The organism is Krasilnikoviella flava, from assembly GCF_900167525.1.
GTDB classification, from domain to species: domain Bacteria; phylum Actinomycetota; class Actinomycetes; order Actinomycetales; family Cellulomonadaceae; genus Isoptericola; species Isoptericola flavus.
Window position 1 is genome coordinate 481,349 of the sequence record NZ_FUZQ01000003.1, and the last position, 21,424, is coordinate 502,772.

Below are 21,424 nucleotides of genomic sequence, written 5' to 3' on the forward strand. Positions count from 1 at the left end.
TGGGTCCGCTCAGGTCCCGGGCCTCCGTGCCGCGGGGTCGACGTCGTCGTCGAAGTGGGCCGCGACCTCGGGGGCCACGGGCCGGACACGCTGCGGCGCGGACCCTGCACGCAGCGAGAGGGTGGCGGCGATGCCCGTCGCGACCGCGTCGCGGGCCATCACCGGCGAGGTGGTGATCGGCGCGCCGTCGGCCACGGACCGCAGGAACTCGTCCACGGTGAGCCGGTCGGCGTCCTGGTGCCCCTGGCCGGCGGCGACGACCGGGTACTCGACGTCGCCGCGCTCGGACCAGGACGTGCGGCGGTTCCAGACCCGCACGGAGCCTCCGTCGCCGTCACCGACGTTCTCGAGGCGTCCGCGCGTGCCGATGACCGTGTAGTTGCGCCAGTAGTCGGGCGTGAAGTGGCACTGCTCGTAGCTGGCGAGGACGCCGTTGCCGAGCCGCATGAGCATCATCGACGTGTCCTCGACGTCGATCACGGGGTGCAGGCCGCGCTGCTCGAGCGGCGGCCAGTTGTCGTACGAGAACCAGTCGGTCATGAGCTGGCCCGTGCGGTCGGCGCGGTCCGTGACTCGGCCGTACACCTGCAGGTCGCCCATGCCGACCACGTCGCGCGTCGTGGAGCCGGCGAGCCAGTGGATGACGTCGATGTCGTGCACGGCCTTCTGCAGCAGCAGGCCTGTGCTCCGCGCCCGCTCCGCGTGCCAGTCCTTGAAGTAGTAGTCGCCGCCGTTGCCCACGAAGTGCCGGCACCACACGGCCTGCACCTCGCCGATCTCGCCCCGCGCGACGACGTCCCGCATCGTCCGCACCACGGCCATGTGCCGCATGTTGTGCCCCACGTACAGCCGGGTGCCGGTCTCCACGGCCGCGGCGAGGACGCGGTCGCAGTCCTCCGTGGTCGTGGCCAGCGGCTTCTCGAGGTACACGGCCACGCCCGCGCGGAGCAGGTCCTCCGCGACGTCGGCGTGCGTGTCGTCGGGCGTGCAGACGAAGGCCGCGTCCACGCCCTCGCCCGTGCCGCCCCGTGCCGACAGGTCCCGGTGGTCGGTCGAGAACGCCGTCCCGGGGCCGAACAGCTCGCGCGCCCGGTCCTGGCCGGCGGGGTCGACGTCGACGGCCCGGACCACGTGCGCGGGGACGCCCGTGCGCCCCACCCACTGCGCCAGGCGCGCCCGCGCCCCGACGCCGACCACCGCGACGCGCAACGGCTCCCGGACCTGCGCGACGCCGCCCGCACCCTGCTGCGCCTCGGCGCCGGGGCCTCTGCCCACCCCGGCGTCCGGGGCTGCCGGCGCCGGTGCCTCGTCCGCCGCGGCCAGCGCGTCGGCGAGGGACGTGGCCGGGCCGGCCGCGCGCAGCGGCGGCGCGGCGATCTCGCTGCCGAACACGTCCTGCGAGCCGACCTCCAGCGCGCGCACGAGCGCGCCGAGGGCCGCGCCGTCCGACGCGAACGCCGACGTCACCAGGGGCGCCGCCGCGCGGGGGTGGACCAGCCGGTCGACCTCCGTCTGGAGCGGCGCGCGGAGCAGCTCGCCGGCGCGCGACAGGCCACCGCCCAGCACGACGCACTCCGGGTCGACCACCATCGCGAGCGTGGCGACGCCGGGGGCCACGCGGCGCACGTACTGCTGCAGCAGCCCCAGGGCGACGGCGTCGCCCTCGCGGGCCCGCAGCGCCACGGCCTCCGCCCCGCCGGCCTGCTCGATCTCGCCGAGCAGGCTGCCCTCGCACCAGCCGTCCCAGCCGGTCCACGAGAAGTCCCCGACCTCGCCCGCGGCGAAGCGGTTGCCGCGGTAGACCTGCCCGCCGAGGACGAGGGCCGCGCCGACACGGTGGCCGAGCTGCACCAGCACGACGTCGTCGGCGAGGCGCGCGGCGCCCAGGGCGTGCTCCGCGAGGGAGGCCATGTTGATGTCGTTCTCGATCACCACCGGGTGCTCGCCGCCGGTCGAGAGCCGGGCCGCGAGGTTGACCCCGGTCCAGTCGGGGATCGGCAGCGACAGCCGCACCCGCGCCCCGTCGACGATCCCGGGCACCGCCGCGGCGACGGCGGCGAGCCGCGACCTCGGCGCGTCGACCGCGTCCAGCAGCTCGCGCTGCACCGCGCGCGCCACCTCGAGGCGGGCGACGCCGTCGACCGGACCGTCGACGGTCCGCCGCACGACGGCGCGCACCTGGCCCGACAGGTCGGCGACCATCCCCGTCACGGAATGCACCCCGAGGTCGAGCCCGACGACGTACCGGGCGTCCGCCGCGAACGCGAAGTGCCGGGCGGGGCGACCGAGCGCGCCCTCCTCCGCCACCGCCACCTCGCGGGCGAGACCCTGCTCGACGAGCTCGGAGACGATCGACTCGACCGTGGGCCGGGAGAGGCCGGTGTCCTTCGCGAGTGCCGTCAGCGTGGTCGACGGACTGCCGCGCAGCACCTCGACGCAGCTGAGGGTGTTGCGGCGTCGGACGTCCGTGACGTGTCGATCCTGCCCGCGGGGCCCGGTGCGGACCATGCGACCTCCCGTCGTGCGGCACGCGACGCGTTCCGGTGCACGTCGTCGTGCGATTTCTGGAAGGTACCTTCATAAGTCGGGGACGACAAGGGCAGTGGCCGACAATGAGTTGCACAGCCGCGCTTCGAAACAGGAGCGCTCGTCCTCCGCTGCGCCCGGGGGACGGCCCCCGCGTGGCGCCGACCGCCGAACGCCTAGGCTGGGCGCGTGGGAGCGATGAGCGAGACCTGGCACGAGCTGCGCGCGCTGCTGCGGCTGGGGGGCTTCCGCAAGCTCTTCACCGTCCGCCTGGTCTCGCAGGCCGGCGACGGCATGTTCCAGGTGGGCCTCGCGTCCCTCCTGTTCTTCTCCCCCGAGTCGCAGGGCACCGCGGCGGCGATCGCAGGGGCGTTCGCCGTCATGCTCGCGCCGTTCACGATCGTCGGCCCCTTCGCCGGCGTGCTGCTCGACCGCTGGCAGCGCCGCCAGGTGCTGGTGTGGGGCAACGCCGTACGCCTGGTGCTCACGCTCACGATGGCAGGCGTGATGCTGGCCGGTGGCGTCGGCTGGGCCATCTACGCGATCGGGCTGGCGGCGCTGTCGGTCAACCGCTTCCTCCTCGCCGGGCTGTCCGCCGGCCTGCCTCGCGTTGTCGACGGGCCCTTGCTGCTCACCGCCAACTCGCTGTCCCCCACGCTCGGCGCGGGCGCCGCGTTCGTGGGCGGCGGCATCGGCTTCGTCCTCGGCCTGGCGTTCGAGCCCGGCCGGCTCAAGGACTCCTCCGCGCTGGTGTGCGCGGCGCTGGTCTTCGGCGTCGCGTCCCTGCTCGCCACGCGGCTCCGGCGCACCCAGCTGGGCCCCGAGGCGCCCGCGGAGGCCGACCTGCGCAGCGAGGTCGCGAAGGTCGCGCGCGGCCTGGCCGACGGCGCCCGCTACCTCGTCGCGCGCCGCACCCCCGGCCAGGCGCTGCTCGCCATGGCCGTGCACCGCTTCCTCTACGGCGTCGTGTTCATCGCGTCGATCCTCATCTCGCGCAACCTGCTCGACCCCGGCAGCCAGAGCGCCGGCATGGCGACGTTCGCCGTCGTCATCGGCCTGACGGGCGCCGGCGGCGCCGTGGCGATGGTGCTGACGCCCACGCTCTCGCGCCGCACCGGCCCACAGGGCTGGATCGCCGTCATGCTGCTGCTCGCCGCCGCGAGCCAGCTCCTGCTCGTGACGACGCCGGACCGCGTCGTCGTCTACACCGGCGCCGCGCTGCTGGGCCTGGCGGCGCAGGGCACCAAGATCGCCGTCGACACCATCGTGCAGCGCGACGCCGAGGACGAGTTCCGCGGCCGCGCGTTCGCCTTCTACGACGTGCTCTACAACGCCGCGTTCGTCGGCGCCGCCGCCCTCGCCGCCTTCACCCTGCCGGACACCGGCTGGTCCCGTGGCGTCTTCGTCGGCCTGGCCGTCGCCTACGTCCTCGCCGCGCTGATCATGGCGACCCGCGGAGCCCGCACGCCTGCGGAGGTGCCGCCCCGCGTCCGCCGGACCGGGGGCGCCGAGGACGCCGCCGCCCGCGCCTGACGCCGGGCCGCTACCCGCGACCCCACCCTCGACCCGCCGGCGACCCGCCGGGATCGGACCGACGAGTTCGGCCCGAAAATCAGGTCGTCACGGGAAGCGGGAATATCGCAGGATGGTTCGTGGTCGTACACAGTACGGTCTCGCCCGTCCGGCGACCGCTCCGAGGGTGACCGTCCCCCGGGACCACGACCGACCACGACGACGTGCCGCGCCCACCGGCGTCGGCCCTTTCCTGCCCTCCGCCGGCTCACCCGGCACCGAAGCGAGCGGAGCACAGCGTGCCAGCCCCCCGACAGACCGACACCGCCCCACCCGGTACGACCACCCCGGAGGCACTCCTGACGTCCCCCGCCACCACCGACGCCGCGACGACCGGTGCCCTGAACGAGACGACGACGCCCGCACCGGACCGCCTGACACGGCAGCAGTTCACCGTCATCGCGCTCCTGCTCACGTCGGCGTTCGTCGTCATCCTCAACGAGACCACCATGGGCGTGGCCCTGCCGGCGGTCATGGACGACTTCGGGATCACCGAGTCGAGCGGGCAATGGCTGACCACCGGCTTCCTCCTGACGATGGCGGTCGTCATCCCGACGACCGGCTGGCTGCTGCAGCGCCTCGGCACCCGCGGGGCGTTCATCCTGGCGATGTCGCTGTTCAGCGCGGGCACCCTCATGGCCGCGATCGCACCCACGTTCGGCGTGCTCGTCGCGGCCCGTGTCGTGCAGGCGACCGGGACCGCGATCATGATGCCGCTGCTCATGACGACCGTCATGAGCACCGTCCCCCACCACCGGCGCGGCCGCGTCATGGGCAACGTGTCGATGGTCATCGCCGTCGCGCCGGCGCTCGGCCCGAGCATGTCCGGGTTGGTCGTGACCGCGCTCGGCTGGCGCGAGGTGTTCTGGGTCGTCCTGCCCATCGCCCTGCTCGCCCTCACGCTCGGAGCGCTCCTCGTGCGCGACGTGGCCGACCGGGCACGCAACGGGCTCGACCCGCTGTCCCTGGTGCTGTCGGTGGGCGCGTTCGGAGGTCTGGTCTACGGGCTCTCGGCGCTCGGCGAGTCCGCGCGGCACGCGATGGCCGTCTCGCCCGTGGTGCCGATCGTCGGCGGAGCGGCCTTCCTCGCACTCTTCGTCTGGCGTCAGCTCGTGCTCCAGCGCACCGATTCCGCGCTCCTGGACCTGCGCGTCTTCCGGGCCCCGGGCTTCTCCGTCGGCCTGGCGGTGATGGCGGTGAGCATGATCGCGATGTTCGGCATGATCATCGGGCTCCCGCTCGTGCTGCAGCGCGCGATGGGCCTGTCGCCCGTCACCAGCGGACTGCTCATGCTGCCCGGCGGACTGGCGATGGGAGTGCTCGGACCGGTGGTCGGGCGCCTCTACGACCGGCTCGGGCCGCGCCCGCTCGTGCTGCCCGGCGTCGCCGCCGTCGGCGTCTCGATGGTCGTCTTCGCGACCCTGACGCCGACCTCCGCGGTGTGGCTGGTGCTGCTCGGCCACATGGTGCTGAGCTTCGGGCTGGCGTTCATCTTCACGCCGACCTTCACCTCCGCGCTCGGTGGCCTCACGCCGTCGCTGTACTCGCACGGGTCGGCAGCGGTCGCGACGGTCCAGCAGCTCGCCGGCGCGGCCGGCACGGCGCTCTTCGTCGCGCTGCTGACCCTGCGGTCGGTGGCGCTGCTCGAGGGCGGTGCCACGCAGGCGCAGGCCACCGCGGGCGGGGCGCAGCTCGCGTTCGCCGTCGGCGGGGCCGTGGTCCTCGTCGCGCTCGTGCTGGCCACCCGGCTGCGTCGGACGGACGCGCCCGAGGGTGCTCATCCGGGGCACTGACACCGCCGCTCCGACGGGGTGAGCGCGATCTCGGGGACTGTTCGCTCGTCGACGGTCCCCGAGATCGCGCTCACCGCGTCTCGGGAGCGGGGGCGGCGACGCTCGCGTCGCGAGCGGCGACCCTGAAGGCGGGCGCCAGGGCGATCACCCCGAGCGCCAGCAGTGCGGGGACGGCGAACGCCAGTCGCAGGCTCGTGAGCTCCGCCACCGCACCGATCAGTCCCGCGCCGACGACGAAGCCCACGTAGTTGAAGAGGTTGACGCGCGCGACGGCGACCCCTGTGCCCTCGGGGTCGAGGCGGCCGGCCACCGAGAACGCCAGCGGCACCACGACGCTCAGGCCCAGCCCCGTCAGCCCGAACCCGACGACGGCCACCCACGGCCCGGGGGCGAGCGTGACCGCGGCGAGGCCGGCCGCCCCGACGATCCCGCCGACGGCCACCGGCACCACCGGACCGAACCGGTTGACCTGCCGGTCCGCGGCCAGCCGGCCCAGCAGCTGGCACCCCAGGTAGGCGGCGAGGCCCAGCGGCGCGACGTTCGCCGCCGCCCCCAGCGCGTCCTGGATGTACTTGGTGGACCAGTTCGAGGTGGCGGAGTCCGCGACGTACACGATCGTCACGGCGAGGCCCACGAGCAGCAGCGGGCCCCACGGCGGGCGCTGGGGACGCGAGGCGCCCGCGTCGTCCTGCTCCCGACCGGCAGGGCGCCCCGGCTCCGGCACGTCGTTCACGATGCGGAGCGGGCCCGCGGCCGTCACCAGGCCCGGCACCGCCTCGCGCTCGGTCGGACGCGGTGCGCCACGCCCCGACGCGGCCGTCGCGACGAGGTCGACGGTGACGCCCACCGCGGCGACGAGCCCCAGCCCGGCGGCGAGCGACCAGCCCAGCGAGTGCGCCAGCACGGCCGCCAGCGACCCGAGGATGCCGCCCACGCTCCACGCCCCGTGGAAGGAGTTGAGCAGGCTGCGGCCGTACCGCTGCTCCACCTCGACACCCTGCATGTTCATGCTCGCGTCCACCAGGCCGAGCAGCAGCCCCACCGCCGCGACCACCGGGTACAGGACGCCGACCGTCGGCGCGAGGCCCGCGCCCAGCACCGCGAGCGCCACCAGCGGCCCGCACACGTGCAGCAGGCGGTCGCTGCCCACCCGCGGGGCCAGCGCCCCGGCGAGCACGCTGCCCACCCCGGCCACCACCGGCACCAGCAGAAGGATCAGCGTCAGCGTGCCGTCGGAGATGCCGAGGTCGTGCTGCAACGTCGGCACCTGCGCGAGCAGGCCGGCGAAGCACATGCCCTGCACCAGGTAGAACGCCGACACGACGAGGCGTGCCCGCCGCTCGCGCGCTCCTGCGTCGTCGGCGTCCCTCGCGCCACCGGCCGTCCCCGCCGTCCCACCGGACCCGCTCATGCCCCGCCTCCTGGCGACGCGGCGGTCGTCCGTCCGGCCGAGGCGTCAGGTCAGGCCTGGCGGTCGGCCCACCAGGCTCGCAGCTCCTGCTCCGCGCGCTCCTCGCCGAGCGGGCCGTGCTCCATCCGCAGTGCGAGGAGGTGCTGGTACGCCTGCCCGACGGCGGGCCCCGGCGCGATGCCGAGGATAGCCATGATCTGCGTGCCGTCCAGGTCCGGGCGGATCGCGTCGACCTCCTCCTTCTCCCGCAGGTGCGCGATGCGCTCCTCCAGGCCGGTGTAGGAGTCCGCCAGCCGCTGCGCCTTGCGCCGGTTGCGCGTGGTGGAGTCGGCGCGCGTGAGCCGGTGCAGGCGCTCGAGCAGCGGGCCCGCGTCGGTGACGTAGCGGCGCACGGCGGAGTCCGTCCACTGCCCGTCGCCGTAGCCGTGGAAGCGCAGGTGCAGCTCGACGAGCCGCGCCACGTCCTTGACCACCTGCTTCTCGTACTTCAGCGCGCGCAGTCGCCTGGCCACCAGCTTGGCCCCGACCACCTCGTGGTGGTGGAAGCTCACGCCGCCGCCGGGCTCGAAGCGGCGGGTAGCGGGCTTGCCGACGTCGTGCAGCAGGGACGCGAGCCGCAGCACGAGGTCGGGTGCGGGCACCGGGCCGTCGGGGCCGGTCTCCTGCGCGATCGCCTGCTCCAGCACCGTGAGGGAGTGCTGGTACACGTCCTTGTGCCGGTGGTGCTCGTCGATCTCCAGCCGCAGCGCGGGCAGCTCGGGCAGCACGTGGTCGGCCAGGCCCGTGTCGACGAGCACCTCGAGCCCGGCGCGCGGGCGGTCGCTCAGCAGCAGCTTGGAGATCTCGGCCTGCACCCGTTCGGCCGACACGATCTCGATCCGGCCCGCCATGTCGACGATCGCCTGCCGGGTCGCGGGCTCGACGTCGAACCCGAGCTGGGCCGCGAAGCGGGCGGCGCGCATCATGCGCAGCGGGTCGTCGTCGAACGACCGCTCGGGGGCGATCGGGGTGCGCAGCACGCGACGGGCCAGGTCGCTCAGGCCGTCGAACGGGTCGACGAACGTCAGGTCGGGCAGCCGCACCGCCATCGCGTTCACGGTGAGGTCGCGCCTCGACAGGTCGCCGTCGAGCGTGTCCCCGAACGCCACGACGGGCTTGCGGGAGGCAGGGTCGTACTCGTCGCTGCGGTAGGTGGTCACCTCGACGACGACGTCGCCGGACGCGCCGCCCGACCCGCCGCCGGTGCGCGCGAACCGGCGCGCGCCGATCGTGCCGAACTCCTTGCCGATGTCCCAGTGCGCGTCGCCCCAGCGGGCCAGCAGGGCCTGCGTCTCGTCGGGCGTGGCCGACGTCGCGAAGTCCAGGTCGTGGCTCGCGCGGCCCAGGAAGGCGTCGCGCACGGGGCCGCCGACGAGCGCGAGCTCGTGACCGGCGGCGCGGAACACCTCGCCCAGCTCGACGGCGGCGGGGGCCATCTCGGTCAGCACGGCGAGGGCGCGGCGCAGCAGCGCGGCGGGGGCCGGGGGTTCAGGGGTCGACACGGCGTCCCATCCTCCCAGATCCTGCCCGCGGGCGCCCCGGAGACTGGGCCGGCGGCCCGCCGTCACTCGGTAGGGTGGGCGCATGTCATCCCCGGCACCGGTTCCCGGCCCCCGGCGCGGGCGCCCGGCCGCGCCGGTCCCCGTGCCGCCGGGAGGGCACCCGCTCAAGGTCGACCCCGCGCGCCTCGCCGGTCCGCGCGGCACGACGACGCCCGCCGTCGTCGGCGTCGCCCCGTCGGGCACGACGACGCACCTGCCGGTGTACGACGAGACGTCGGCGGGCGGGCTCGTCGTGCAGATCGCCCCGGGCGGCCCGGAGGCGGCCGTCATCGTGCGGCGCAACCGCGGCGGCCGGCTCGAGTGGTGCCTCCCCAAGGGCCACCTCGAGGGCGAGGAGACGCCGGAGCAGGCGGCCGTGCGCGAGATCCGCGAGGAGACGGGCATCCTCGGCACCGTCCGCACGCGACTGGGCGTCATCGACTACTGGTTCAGCGGCGAGGACCACCGGGTGCACAAGGTGGTGCACCACTTCCTCCTGCGCGCGGAGGGCGGCACCATCACCGCCGAGGGCGACCCCGACGGCGAGGCAGAGGACGCGCTGTGGGTGCCGGTCGAGCAGCTGACGGAGCGCCTCTCGTATCCGAACGAGCAGCGGCTCGCCGTCGTCGCGCAGCAGGTGCTGCGCCGCACTCCCGAGGTGCTCGGGCACCCCGACCCCGGAGCCGTCGAGTGAGGCCCGCCGCGTGACCACGTCCCGACCCCCGGGTGCCGTCGCCGCACCCGCGCCGACGCCCGCCCGGCCGGCCCGCCTCCTCACCGTGCTGCTCCTGCTCGCGGCCCTGCTCGGCGCGGGCGCGCTGGTCGCGCTCCCCGTGGGCCCGGCGTCGGCCTCTCCCGGAGCCGTCACCGCACCTGCCGCGCGCGACGGCGCGGCGACGGTGGAGCTGGTGCGGTCCACGCCCACGCTCGCGGTACCGGGTTCCACGGTGACCCTCACGGTCCGGGTCACCAACGGCACCGACGCCGCGCTGGACGGCGCCGCTCTCGACCTCGGCGTCTCGTGGCGCCCGATCACCTCGCGCGAGGACCTGTCCGCCTGGGCCGACGACGACGGCGCGGGCACCGCCGCCAGCCAGGTCGTCGAGCCCGTCGACCGGCTGGCCCCCGGCGACTCCGCACAGGTGCAGCTCGAGCTCGAGGTCGACGCCCTCGGCCTGAGCGCGGACAACCCCTGGGGTCCTCGCGAGATGTCGGTGGCACTGACCCGCGACGGTGCTGCCCTCGACGTGCTCCACACCTTCCTGCTGTTCGCGCCCGAGGACACCGCGCCCGACCCGGTCGCGGTGAGCGTCGCCGCCCCCGTGACCGGGCCCGCCGTCGACCCGCTCGACCCGGACGGCTACGACCTGGACCTCGCCACGGACACCGCGTCGGACGGGCGGCTGTCCCGCCTGCTCGACGCCGCCGCCGTCACCGGCACCTCCCCCGGCATGTCGCTCGCCGTGGACCCGGCCCTCGTCGCAGCTGCGGCCGGCACCGATGACACCGACGCCCAGGCGTGGGCCACGCGGCTCACCGGCGCACCGGTCACCGGGGACGAGGACGCCACCGCGGACGCCACCGCCACGTCGGCGAGCCTCTCGAGCACGGCGGCGGACGCCGCAGCGTCCGGGGAACCGGCCGACGTCGCCGTCCTGCCCGGTTTCGACCCCGACCTCGCGGCGGTCGCGCACGCCGACCCCTCCCGCGCCGACGTCGCCGCCGCGACCGGCGGGGAGGCTGCCCTCGGCGGGTCCTGGCAGCGTCCGGAGGACTGGGACCTCACCGTCGCCTGGCCGGTGGGCCGGCCCGACGCCGCCACGCTCGCCGTCGGCCGCGCCGCCCCCGTCGACCAGGTCGTCGTGGCCGCGGGCCTCGCCCCCACCGACGGCGCTCCCGCCTCCGCCCGTACCGCGGTCGAGACGCCGTCGGGCAAGGTGTCCGCGCTGGTGGCCGACGCCGGGCTCTCGGCAGGGTTCGCCGCCCTCACCGACGGCGACTCGGCACCGTCGGCCGCCGAGGCGTCGACGCGGATCCTCGCCGACGCGGCCCTGCTCGCCCTCCAGCAGCAGGACGCCGGCACGCAGGACCTGCACGTGCTCGCCGCCCTCCCGCGCGGCTGGTCCCCCGACCCCGCGCTCGTGGGGACCGTGCTCGACGACCTCGACGGCGCGTCGTGGGCCGACGTCGTCCCGCTGACGGAGACCGTCGCTGCCCCCGCCTCCCGCGTCCCGCGCGACGGCCCCGCGCGCGCCGGGCGGTCCGGCGACGGCGAGCTCGCGCCCCCCTCGGTGCGTCGGCTCCTCGACTCGCACCGCGACCTGTCCGCGTTCTCGACCGTGGCGAGCGACCCGGTCGAGCTGAGCGGCGACACCGACCAGGCGCTCGTCGCCCCGCTCGCCGTCGCCGCGCGCACGGCGCCCGACACCCGCGACCACGCCGTCGACCTCGCGGTCGAACGGTCGGACGCCCTGCAGCAGGGCATCGGCGTCGCGGACCGTTCCAACATCACCCTCGTCAGCGACACCGGCAAGCTGCCCGTCACGGTGTCCAACGAGCTCCCCGTCGACGCCACCGTCACGGTGGTGCTGCGCCCCGACGCGTCCCGGCTCGTGGTCGAGTCGCGGCCGACCGTCGTCGTGCCCGCCGGCACGTCCACGAACGTGCACGTGCCCGTGCGCGCCATCGGCTCCGGCGACGTCGACCTGCAGGTCGAGGTGCTCGCGCCGAGCGGTGCGGTGGTCGCCGGGCCCACGAGCTTCGCCGTCCGCGTCCGCGCCGGCTGGGAGACCGCGGGCACCGCCGTCGTCGCCGCTCTGGTGGCACTCCTCTTCCTCGGCGGCATCTGGCGTACCGTGCGCAGGGGCCGGTCCTCCGCGCGGACCACGGACGAGGGCGTCGCGGACGACGCCGCCGACCCGCAGGGGCCGGACGACGCCGACCCGCCGCACACCGACCCGGCCGCCGTGCCCCGTGACGGCGCGCACGACGACCAGCCGAACGCCCCGCACGACCCGGGTGGCGGCGCCCCGCCCGCCGCCCGCACGCCCCCCGCCCAGGCCACGGAGACCGACCCCTCATGACCGACACGCCCGCCCTCCCCGACGACGGCCGGCCCGAGCGCCCCGGGGACCCGACTCCCCGCGACGGCATGGTGGACGACAGCACGCCCGGTGACGCCGCGCCCGGTGACGGCCTGCCCGACCCGGGCGCCGGCTCGCCGGGCGGCGGCGACGCGGTGCGGCGGACGAGCCTCGGGCGTGGCTCCGTGATCATGACGCTGGGCACCGTCGCCTCCCGCGCCTCCGGCCTGATCCGCGCGATGCTGCTGGTCGCCTGCGTCGGCGCCGTCGGTACGGTCGCCAACGCGTTCGACATCGCGAACAAGCTGCCCAACATGCTGTTCGCGCTCATCTCGGCCGGTGTGCTGCAGGCCGTGCTCATCCCGCAGATCCTGCGCGCGATGAACGCCCGCAACGCCCGCGAGCGGCTCGACAAGCTCCTCACCCTCTCCGGCCTGGGCCTGCTGCTGCTCACGGCGGTGCTGGTCGTCGCGGCCCCGCTCATCATCTGGCTCTCGACGCTCAGCGGGGCCTGGGACGCCGACGCGCGCCACCTCGCCGTCGTGTTCGCGTACTGGTGCATCCCCCAGGTCTTCTTCTACGGCCTCTACATGCTGCTCGGCCAGGTGCTCAACGCCCAGGGGAAGTTCGGCGCCTACGGCGTCGCCCCGGTCGCGAACAACGTCGTTTCCCTCATCGGCTTCGGGGCCTTCATCGCGGTGTGGGGCTCCGCCCCGTCCCGCGGCATCTCCGACCTGTCGACCTGGTCGACGGCGCAGACGGCGGTGCTCGCCGGCACGGCGACCCTCGGTATCGCCGCCCAGGCCCTGGTGCTCGTGTTCGCGCTGCGACGCACCGGCTTCCGCTGGCGGTTCCGGTTCGGCCTGCGGGGCATCGGGCTGCGCGCGGCCGGGACGGTCGTCGGCTGGACCATCGGCGCCGTCGCGCTGGAGCAGGTGGGCGTCCTGTTCCTCACCAACGTCCTCGGCGCCGCCGGGCAGAGCGGCACGGACCTCGACGAGGTGTTCGCCGGCAACGCCGCGTACACGAACGCGATGACGATCTACCTGCTGCCCCATTCCCTGGTGGTCGTCTCCATCGTCACGGTGCTGTTCCCGCGCATGACGGCGGCGGTGCAGGCGGGCGACCTCCCCGGTGTGCGACGCGACATGTCGCTCGGGATGCGGTCCGCGGGCGTCTTCTCGGTGTTCTCCGCGGCCGCGCTCGTCGTCCTCGCCGTCCCGCTGACGGCGTCCCTGCTGCCGACGCTCGATGCCGAGGGGGTCGCCGCCGTGGCGCCGATCATCCAGGCGATGGCGATCGGCATCGTCGCCCTGGGTGCGACCGTGCTGGTGCGCCGCATGTACTTCGCGTTCGAGGACGGGCGGTCGATCTTCGGCATCCAGGTCATCGCGACCGTGTCGATGGTGCTCGTCCTGTGGGGCGCGACCCGCCTGCTGCCGCCGCAGTGGTGGGCCGTCGCCGCCGGCGGCGCGTACGCCCTGTCCACCTGGATCTCCCTGCTCCTGCGCGTGCGCGGCATGCGCCGCAAGCTGCAGGGGATGGACGGTCGGCGGGTGCTGCGGCTGTACGTCCGCGCCCTGGTCGGCGCGCTGGTCGCCGGGCTGCTCGGCTGGCTGACGGTGCGGCTCCTCGACGGCTACGACGTCACGTCCTGGGGCCACTCCGTGCTGGTCACCGCGGTCGCGGGCGTCGTGATGATCCTCGGCTACGTCCTCGCGCTCAAGGTCCTGCACGTGCGCGAGCTGGACGACGCGCTGGCCCCCGTCCTCCGGCGGCTGAAGCGATGACGGCACACGCGTGCCCGGCTCGCGCGGGTTCCGTGAGGGCCCTGCGGGCACGCCCACGGGGCGTCGCCTCAGGGCCACCGGCCCGCCCGTACCATGGTCCGATGGACCGGAGGACACTCTCCCCCCGAACCCCCACCGAGGAGTCCAGGTGAGCACCGCCCATCCCGGGACCGTCATGGTCGATCGCTATCGGCTCGTGCAGCCCGCAGCCACCGACCTCGCCGCAGCCGAGGCGTGGGAGGCGCACGACCAGATCCTGGACCGCCCGGTCCGGGTCACCTTCGTCGACGGCCCGTACGCGTCCGCCGCGCTCGACGCGGCGCGCCGAGCCGCGCTCGTCGCCGACCCGCGGCTCTCCCGCGTGCTCGACGTCGGCAGCACCGATCTCGGTGCCGGCCAGCGCAGCTACATCATCTCCGAGCCGTACCGCGGTTCGTCGCTCACGGAGGTCGTCTCGGGCGGCCTCGTCGACGCCCAGCAGGCCCGCGCCGTCGTCGGCGAGGCTGCCGCCGCGCTCGAGGCCGCCGGGCAGCGGGGCGTCCACCACCTGGCTCTGCGGCCCGAGGCCGTGCGCGTGGACGGCCACCGCGTCGTCGTCACCGGCCTCGGGATCGACGCGGCGCTCGCCGGGGTCGACGGCGGCCGGGAGAACATCACGGGCTCCGGCGCGGCCGCGGCCGACGCGCGCGACCTCGTCGCCCTCGCCTACTACACGCTCACCGCCCGCTGGCCGGGCGACTCGCTCGACGAGCCGTGGATCGCGCCCGACGCCGTCCGCCCGCTGCCCGCACAGCGCGACGCGCACGGCGTCGTCCCGGTGTCGACGCTCGTGCCGCACGTCGACCCCGAGCTCGACACGCTCGTGCGGCGCACCTTCGGCACCGGCACCCCGGACGCCCCGAGCACCCCGGGCGACGTCGTCGCCGCGCTCGCCCCCTGGGGCGAGGTGTCCGTCGTCGCGTCGCTGCCGCAGTTCGTGCAGCCGTCGACCGAGCCGCCGGTGCGCTCGTCCGTCCTGGGCGCCGTCGGCGCGGGTGCCGGGCTGCCGGGCACCCCGCCGCCCGCCCCGCCGGTCCGCCGCCCCTCCAGCGGGCGTATCGCCCGCTCCGCCGGGTTCGGTGGTGTCGCGGGTGCGGCGGCCGGGGCCGCCGCCGGTCCGACGGGCGCCGTGCCGCCGCAGTCCACCCAGGCGATCCCGCCGGTCGGCGCGCCCAGCGCGGCGCAGGCACCGGTGCCGCCCACCCAGGCGACCGCAGCCATGCCGCCGGTCCAGCAGTCCGCGCCCGCGCCCCAGGCCGGCGCGCCGACGGCCGCGTACGGCGCCGCCCCCGCGGCCACGTACACGAATCAGGCGTACCCGGCGCCCCAGGCCGCCCCGGCACAGCAGCAGACCGCGCACGCCCCCGTGCCGCCGCCGCCCGGGGGTGGCGAGCCGCGCGCCGACACCGGGGGCTTCGCGTCCTCCCCCGCCCCCAAGCGGCGGGGCGTGAACCCGACGCCGATCGTGCTCGGGCTCGTGGTCGTCCTCGTGCTGGCCGGCGCCCTGTGGGCCGTCTCCCAGGTGATGTCGCCGTCCGCGCCGCCCGCCGCCGAGAGCCCCGCCGCCACCCAAGAGGCCGGCGGCGGCGGTGGAGCCGCCGAGCAGCCCAGCGGCGAGGAGTCGAGCGAGCCGACGGAGACCCCGGAGGTCCGGCCGGTCATCAAGTCGGGCGACCAGCTCGACCCCGAGGGCGAGGGCCAGCACCCGGAGGCCGTGGACCTGGCCTACGACGGCGACCCGTCGACATTCTGGTACACCCAGTGGTTCAACGGCGCGGACTTCGCCGGCCTGCGCAGCGGCCTCGGCTACGTCATCGAGCTCGAGGAGCCGGCGCCGGTCACGTCGATCACGCTCAACACCAACTCGTCCGGGGGGCACGTCGAGGTCCGCGCGACGTCGCGTGACAACCCCACCGACGGGCCGGTGCTCGCCGAGGGTTCCTTCAGCTCCGAGACGACGCTCGACCTCTCGGAGGAGACCGTCGCGGACTCCTTCGTCATCTGGGTCACGGAGCTCCCGCAGACCAACGACAAGTACTACGTGGAGCTCAACGAGATCGTCCTCTCGTGACCGTTCCCGGGCGGCGGCCGTCGCCCGGGAACACCACACCTCCTCAAGGTGTTGAGGGCGGTGGCGCCCAGGACGCGAACGACCACCAGACGACCAGGAGAGAACGTGACCGATCAGCCGACCAACACCACCGGTGAGGCCACCGTGCACGACATCGTCATCGTCGGCTCGGGCCCGGCCGGCTACACCGCGGCCGTGTACGCCGCGCGAGCTGGTCTGTCGCCCGTCGTCATCGCGGGTTCCGTCACCGCCGGCGGCGCCCTCATGAACACCACCGAGGTCGAGAACTTCCCCGGCTTCCCCACCGGCGTGCAGGGCCCGGACCTCATGGAGGCCATGCGCGAGCAGGCCGAGAAGTTCGGTGCCCGCGTGCTGTGGGACGACGCCGAGCAGGTCGAGCTCACCGGTGACGTCAAGACGGTCGTCACGGGCGGTGGCGAGACCTTCCGCGCCCGTGCCGTGATCCTCGCGACCGGCTCCGCCTACCGCGAGCTGGGCCTGCCCGAGGAGAAGCAGCTCTCCGGCCGCGGCGTCTCGTGGTGCGCCACCTGCGACGGGTTCTTCTTCCGCGACCAGCACATCGCTGTCGTGGGCGGCGGGGACTCCGCGATGGAGGAGGCGACCTTCCTCACCCGGTTCGCGTCCAAGGTGACGGTGGTGCACCGTCGCGACTCGCTCCGGGCATCGAAGATCATGGCGGACCGCGCACAGGCCGACCCGAAGATCGAGTTCGCCTGGAACAGCGAGGTCGCCGGGATCTCCGGCGAGAACAAGGTCACCGGGATCACGCTCCGCGACACCATCACCGGCGCCGAGCGCGAGCTCGACACCACGGGGCTGTTCGTCGCCATCGGGCACGACCCCCGCACGGACCTGGTCAAGGGCCAGATCGACCTCGACGACGAGGGCTACATCCTCGTCGAGGGTCGCTCGACCCGCACGAACCTGCCCGGCGTCTTCGCCTGTGGCGACGCCGTGGACCATACCTACCGCCAGGCCATCACCGCCGCCGGTTCCGGATGCGCGGCCGCGCTCGACGCCCAGTCCTTCCTCACCGAGGTCGCTGACGCCGAGGGCGAGGCGATCCTCGCCGGCACCCCGGCCGAGCCGAACCCGGACGGGCTGCCCGCGGCCCTCGACTCCGTCGCCGGCTGACCTCTCCCCCAACCCTGACCGAAGGAGCGACACATGGCTACCGTCGCCGTCACCGACGACACGTTCAAGGCCGAGGTTCTCGAGTCCGATGTCCCGGTTCTCGTCGACTTCTGGGCGACCTGGTGCGGCCCCTGCCGCATGGTGGCCCCGATCCTCGAGGAGCTCTCGGACGAGTACGAGGGCAAGATCAAGATCGTCAAGCTCGACACCGACGCCAACCAGGCCACCACCATGGCCTATGGCATCACGTCGATCCCGACGCTCAACGTCTACTCCGGCGGCGAGCTCGTGAAGTCCGTGATCGGTGCGCGCCCCAAGCGCGCCCTCCAGGAGGAGATCGACGCGGTCCTCACGCCCTCCGCCTGAGCACGCGCCGACGGCCGGTCCTGTTTCACGTGAAACAGGGCCGGCCGTCGTCATGCGCGGAGGTGATCCGCACGGTGCCGCACGACTCGCGTTGTTCCGCGAGGACGAAATACAACCGCTCCATGTCCGCCAAGGTGCTGCTGAGGTCTTCGGTCTAATCGCAGCGCTCCCCCGCTCCCGCTCCCGCTCCCGCTCCCGCTCCCGCTCCCGCTCCCGCTCCCGCTCCCGACGAAGGTCCCCCTACCAGGGCTCTGGCGCGTTGTGGCGATGGGTGCACTGAAGACATGCGCGGATCCGTTCCTGCAGCCTCCGCACCGGGTAACGCCCCTCCAACCAACGACCCGCGACCGCCGAGCGCCGCAGGCGCGGCCACCAGGTGCGGTCGTCCGAAGACAGCTGTGGGCTCACAGCAACGCCTTCTCCCTTCCCGCCTTGGACCGACTCCATTCCGAAGCGCGCGTCCCACGTCGCACGTACGACCAGTCCGTGGCCGGCCGCTGCCGTTCCACGTCGGTGTTCCTGGTCTCGACGCCGCCACCGTGCCTGCCCCAGGCGAGCACGGTGGCGGCGCAACGGGCGACGTCTGATCGGCGTCGCCGGAGGCCCGGTCGAAGCCGGGTCCGGATGGTCTGCCGCTCGACCTCCCCCCGCCGGACCGAGGCCACGGTCGTGCCCTGGTTCGGGGCCCCGGCCTCGTGGCTCGGACCAGGGCAGTGCCGTGGGTGCGCGCCATGGGGTTGCACCCAGAAGTGACCCGCTGTCCGTCGTGTCAATGTCGGACCCCGTGGGCGGGCGGAGCGTGAGCCCGAGTCAGGCCGAGGTCAGGGTCGGTGCGGGCAGGAGTCGGGCCAGAGCCGAGAACCGGTCAGGGCTCGCATGAGGGCTGTGCCCCGGTTCACCGGGTCGCGCCCAGTCAGAGGGCCAGGCCCGGTCAAGGTGTGGGCGGCGGCGGAGCCCGAAGCGGTTCCTGATCCGTGCCCGTGGTGCGCGTTCCATGTGGGGGCCAGCACCAGGACCAGGATCGGGACGGTGGTCGGATCGGAACACTGTCCAGATCGGGACCGCGGTCGGTGTCAGGTTCAAAGCCATGGTCGAGATCAGTTCCGGGGCCCGGGGTGGGTGCGATCAAGAGCATGCCATCGCCGGCCAGATCTGCCAGATCTTGGGGCCGACGCCCATGTCTCGACCGCTCGGCGAACCACTAGAGCGGTAGGCGAACACGACATGCAGCCCCGATACCGCAATGTGAATAAGCACAGACGACGCGAGCCGCGCGCTCACCGATCAATGATCAGGCAGCCCATCCGGCAGGCCCAACTGGGGCATTGCGATGGGTTCAACCAGTGCGCCCGTTCTGCCCCCCGTCTCCGTGCGGGATCGATCTCGTCCCTCCGAGCCCCAGGCTGGTCGCCCCACTCGCTCGAGGTTTCCAGACCAGGTCATACCCAGGTCCGCAGGGCGGGTTGGTGGCGCACAGGGCCGCGCTCCAGGCGGGCACTCTCGTCTCGTGCGTCCCACCATCCCTCGAGGCCCTCGGAGCGCCGTGACCTGCGCCGCCGCCCGCCGGCGCGACAAGAATCACTGATGCCTTCGTCCGGCGCGGGGCCGGGATCATGACTCGGGATCTGGTCCGCACGCTCCTCGCTGCGCGCCCTCTATCGCCTGGATCGAGGCGCGCCCGGCGGTCTCATGCCAAACTTTGAGGACCTGCACTTCGCCCCGTCCTTGCGAAGCCGCAGCGCACGGCCGCGCCAAGCCAGGCTCGCCGCCTAGCGTCCGTCCGCGTTGGGTCCAGGCCAACGTGACCGGCCTTGGCGCCGCCGACCACTCCCCCCAAACTGGAGAGCAGGTACGAGAAGGCGTGCCATGTGAGGCGGACTGGCGAACCGCCGCGAGCTCCGGACCTGGGGCACACGGTTCACGGACGCCCGGCGATGTTTCACGTGGAACAGGAGGCGTCAACGCGCTCCTCCGACGGCGCCTTACCCTCAGCGACCTTGCTTCGCCAACCGCACCGCCAGCCATAGCCGTCACGTCCAGATCTCCCGCCAGCACTCCTTCGATTCAAGGCCCAAACGCGCCTCACTCCTGCGCGGAGCTGCGACGGAAGCCAGCCCGCTCACCTCGTGTCGGGCCACCCCACCGATGTTGGGCGTCTCGGGCGGCCGGCATCCGGAGGTCCGGGCGACGGGCCCCGCAGAATGGACGAACTGTGCGAACCCGGTCAAGCTTCTCCGTTGAATGCAGGACCCTGGACGCCGCAAGTCAGCACCTCAAGGTGCGCTGGCAGGAAGGGCGACCTGTCACCGATCGCACCGATTCCGCCTGTCGGCTCAGCGTGACCCTGGCCCACCCGTTCTCCATCCAGGCAAGACATGCCGCTGTCGACGAGGTCCTCGCGCCATGACCCACCCGCCGCCCCTGGTCGTTTCACGTGAAACCGCGTACGCAGATCGGGGCGATCGCGCCATCAGCCACCGCGCGGGCACGCCAATGACAACGGGCACCGTTCCACAAGGAACGGCGCCCGTCGCCAGTGCAATCGGTCAGGACCGCAGAAGACCTGGATCCTCGGGTGCCATCACGCCGAGGATCCGATTGAGGTCCTCGACCGAGGCGAACTCGACGGTGAGCCGCCCCTTCGTCTTGCCGATGCTCACCTTGACGCGAGTCTCGAACCTGTCCGCGAGCCGCGTCGACAGTTCGTCCATTGCCTCGCTTCGGAGCCCCGCCCGCGGCGCTCGGCGGGTCGGCTTGTCACCGTCGCCGCTGGTCAGGAGCGTGGCGATCTCCTCGGTGGCACGCACCGACAGGCCTTCCGACACAATGCGCTGAGCGAGGCGCTCGATCTCCGCCCCATCGCTGAGCGAGAGCAGGGCGCGAGCATGACCTGCAGACAGCACGCCGGCCGCGACCCGACGCTGCACCAACGGGGGCAGCTTGAGCAGCCGCAGCGTGTTGGAGATCTGCGGACGCGACCTCGCGATGCGAGTGGCGAGCTCCTCGTGGGTGCAGCCGAAGTCGTCCAGCAGCTGTCGGTACGCGGCCGCCTCCTCGAGGGGATTGAGGGCCGCGCGGTGCAGGTTCTCGAGGAGAGCGTCCCGCAGCATGTCACTGTCGTCGGTCTCGCGAACGATCGCCGGGATGGTCTCCAGCCCGGCGGCCTGCGTCGCGCGCCAACGACGCTCACCCATGATGAGTTCGTATCGGTCAGGCTCGGACAGGTCGGGGCGCACGACAATCGGCTGCAGCACACCGATCTCGGCAATCGACGCCACCAGCTCATCGAGCTCACCATCGTCGAAGACACTGCGCGGCTGCCACGTATTCGGCCGGATCGCCTCGACGGGGAGTTCCGCGAATCGCGCTCCTGGTACCGGCTTGAGCTCCGTTTCACGTGAAACAGCCGCGTCGTCGACACCCTCGTCCTCGTCCTCTTGCTCGACAGCCGCAGAGGAGGTCGCGAACTGATCCGCCGCTGGCTCCGCATTCAACGGCGACGAGGCCGGGGCGTCGGCGATCTCGGGAACTTCGATGCTGGTGATCAGTCCGAGTGACAGCCCGTCGGCGCCGAGGTCGTCGCCTTCGTGCTGCTGCTCGCCCTGATCGGCAGGGACCGCCGTGTCTTCTCTCGAGTCGGTAAGTACCGGCTCTGGGGAAGAGGCCGAGCTCGTCGCCTCTTTGAGCTGCGTGTCGCCGCCTGTCCGAATACTCAGACGCCCGCCGGCGATCGCTGAATCCCACGACGCAGACCGGCGCGACATTCGGCCTTGGTCTTCACCCGCCTCACTGGCGGGGCGATCGGGGGCAATCGTGGCGAGAGCCGATCCACTCTCCGCGCCTTCACGTCCCTCGCCGGCGGGAAAGAAGACATCGACCGGGCGATCGCCTTCGGGCCCGGAGGGGATCAGGGCGCCAAGACCGCGACCCAGACCACGCTTCTTCTGACTCATGCTCCAGCCTCCTGAACCATATGGCTCCGCGCTCCCCTGGTCGTCGTGGAAGTACCGTCGTCTCCGCCCTCGTGAGGAGACCCCA

The 21,424-nt window shown here is 73.7% G+C and carries 12 protein-coding genes; 8 read left to right on the forward strand and 4 right to left on the reverse strand.

Annotation, left to right across the window (positions count from 1 at the left end):
* Window positions 1-9: 9 nt before the first annotated feature.
* Complete coding sequence (locus B5Y66_RS23230; protein ID WP_079574078.1) at window positions 10-2,508, reverse strand: ROK family protein; 2,499 nt, start codon at window positions 2,506-2,508, stop codon at window positions 10-12.
* 216 nt (window positions 2,509-2,724) lie between these two features.
* Between B5Y66_RS23230 and B5Y66_RS10185 the strand changes: the two genes are divergently transcribed.
* Window positions 2,725-4,059, forward strand: coding sequence for an MFS transporter (locus tag B5Y66_RS10185; protein WP_079574080.1), 1,335 nt, complete (start codon window positions 2,725-2,727; stop codon window positions 4,057-4,059).
* A gap of 278 nt (window positions 4,060-4,337) precedes the next feature.
* Entirely contained in the window at window positions 4,338-5,891 is a 1,554-nt protein-coding gene (locus B5Y66_RS10190) for an MDR family MFS transporter (RefSeq protein ID WP_245807038.1), read from the forward strand.
* A gap of 70 nt (window positions 5,892-5,961) precedes the next feature.
* On the opposite strand, the gene B5Y66_RS10195 is transcribed toward B5Y66_RS10190, so the two are convergent.
* Window positions 5,962-7,302: an MFS transporter gene (locus B5Y66_RS10195; RefSeq protein WP_079574082.1), complete on the reverse strand. Its 1,341-nt coding sequence runs from the start codon at window positions 7,300-7,302 to the stop codon at window positions 5,962-5,964.
* A gap of 50 nt (window positions 7,303-7,352) precedes the next feature.
* Window positions 7,353-8,843, reverse strand: coding sequence for a CCA tRNA nucleotidyltransferase (locus tag B5Y66_RS10200; RefSeq protein ID WP_281251996.1), 1,491 nt, complete (start codon window positions 8,841-8,843; stop codon window positions 7,353-7,355).
* Window positions 8,844-8,925: 82 nt separating this feature from the next.
* Here B5Y66_RS10200 and B5Y66_RS10205 point away from each other — a divergent pair, with 82 nt between their 5' ends.
* From B5Y66_RS10205 to trxA, 6 genes are all read left to right on the forward strand, one after another.
* Window positions 8,926-9,576, forward strand: a complete 651-nt coding sequence (locus B5Y66_RS10205) for an NUDIX hydrolase (protein ID WP_079574086.1) — start codon at window positions 8,926-8,928, stop codon at window positions 9,574-9,576.
* Window positions 9,577-9,586: 10 nt separating this feature from the next.
* On the forward strand, window positions 9,587-11,965 hold the full coding sequence (locus B5Y66_RS10210) for a DUF6049 family protein (protein WP_079574088.1): 2,379 nt from the start codon (window positions 9,587-9,589) through the stop codon (window positions 11,963-11,965).
* Window positions 11,962-13,755 (forward strand): murein biosynthesis integral membrane protein MurJ, encoded by a 1,794-nt coding sequence (gene murJ / locus B5Y66_RS10215; RefSeq protein WP_245807039.1) that lies wholly within the window; start codon window positions 11,962-11,964, stop codon window positions 13,753-13,755. The genes B5Y66_RS10210 and murJ overlap by 4 nt, the downstream gene beginning before the upstream one ends.
* A gap of 148 nt (window positions 13,756-13,903) precedes the next feature.
* Entirely contained in the window at window positions 13,904-15,865 is a 1,962-nt protein-coding gene (locus B5Y66_RS10220; RefSeq protein WP_079574091.1) for a protein kinase family protein, read from the forward strand.
* 105 nt (window positions 15,866-15,970) lie between these two features.
* Window positions 15,971-17,020: a thioredoxin-disulfide reductase gene (trxB, locus tag B5Y66_RS10225; RefSeq protein WP_079574093.1), complete on the forward strand. Its 1,050-nt coding sequence runs from the start codon at window positions 15,971-15,973 to the stop codon at window positions 17,018-17,020.
* Between the two features lie 33 nt (window positions 17,021-17,053).
* Window positions 17,054-17,386: a thioredoxin gene (trxA, locus tag B5Y66_RS10230; protein ID WP_079574095.1), complete on the forward strand. Its 333-nt coding sequence runs from the start codon at window positions 17,054-17,056 to the stop codon at window positions 17,384-17,386.
* 2,546 nt (window positions 17,387-19,932) lie between these two features.
* Here trxA and B5Y66_RS10235 read toward each other — a convergent pair.
* Window positions 19,933-21,339, reverse strand: a complete 1,407-nt coding sequence (locus B5Y66_RS10235; protein WP_139820825.1) for a ParB/RepB/Spo0J family partition protein — start codon at window positions 21,337-21,339, stop codon at window positions 19,933-19,935.
* Window positions 21,340-21,424 lie beyond the last annotated feature (85 nt).

What these genes read in the sequence shown, in the direction of transcription:
- B5Y66_RS10185 (WP_079574080.1), top strand. Translation starts at nt 2,725, where the DNA reads ATGAGCGAGACCTGGCACGAGCTGCGCGCGCTGCTGCGGCTGGGGGGC.
- B5Y66_RS10205 (WP_079574086.1), top strand. Translation starts at nt 8,926, where the DNA reads ATGTCATCCCCGGCACCGGTTCCCGGCCCCCGGCGCGGGCGCCCGGCC.
- B5Y66_RS23230 (WP_079574078.1), bottom strand. Translation starts at nt 2,508, where the DNA reads ATGGTCCGCACCGGGCCCCGCGGGCAGGATCGACACGTCACGGACGTC.
- B5Y66_RS10195 (WP_079574082.1), bottom strand. Translation starts at nt 7,302, where the DNA reads ATGAGCGGGTCCGGTGGGACGGCGGGGACGGCCGGTGGCGCGAGGGAC.
- murJ (WP_245807039.1), top strand. Translation starts at nt 11,962, where the DNA reads ATGACCGACACGCCCGCCCTCCCCGACGACGGCCGGCCCGAGCGCCCC.
- B5Y66_RS10235 (WP_139820825.1), bottom strand. Translation starts at nt 21,339, where the DNA reads ATGAGTCAGAAGAAGCGTGGTCTGGGTCGCGGTCTTGGCGCCCTGATC.
- trxA (WP_079574095.1), top strand. Translation starts at nt 17,054, where the DNA reads ATGGCTACCGTCGCCGTCACCGACGACACGTTCAAGGCCGAGGTTCTC.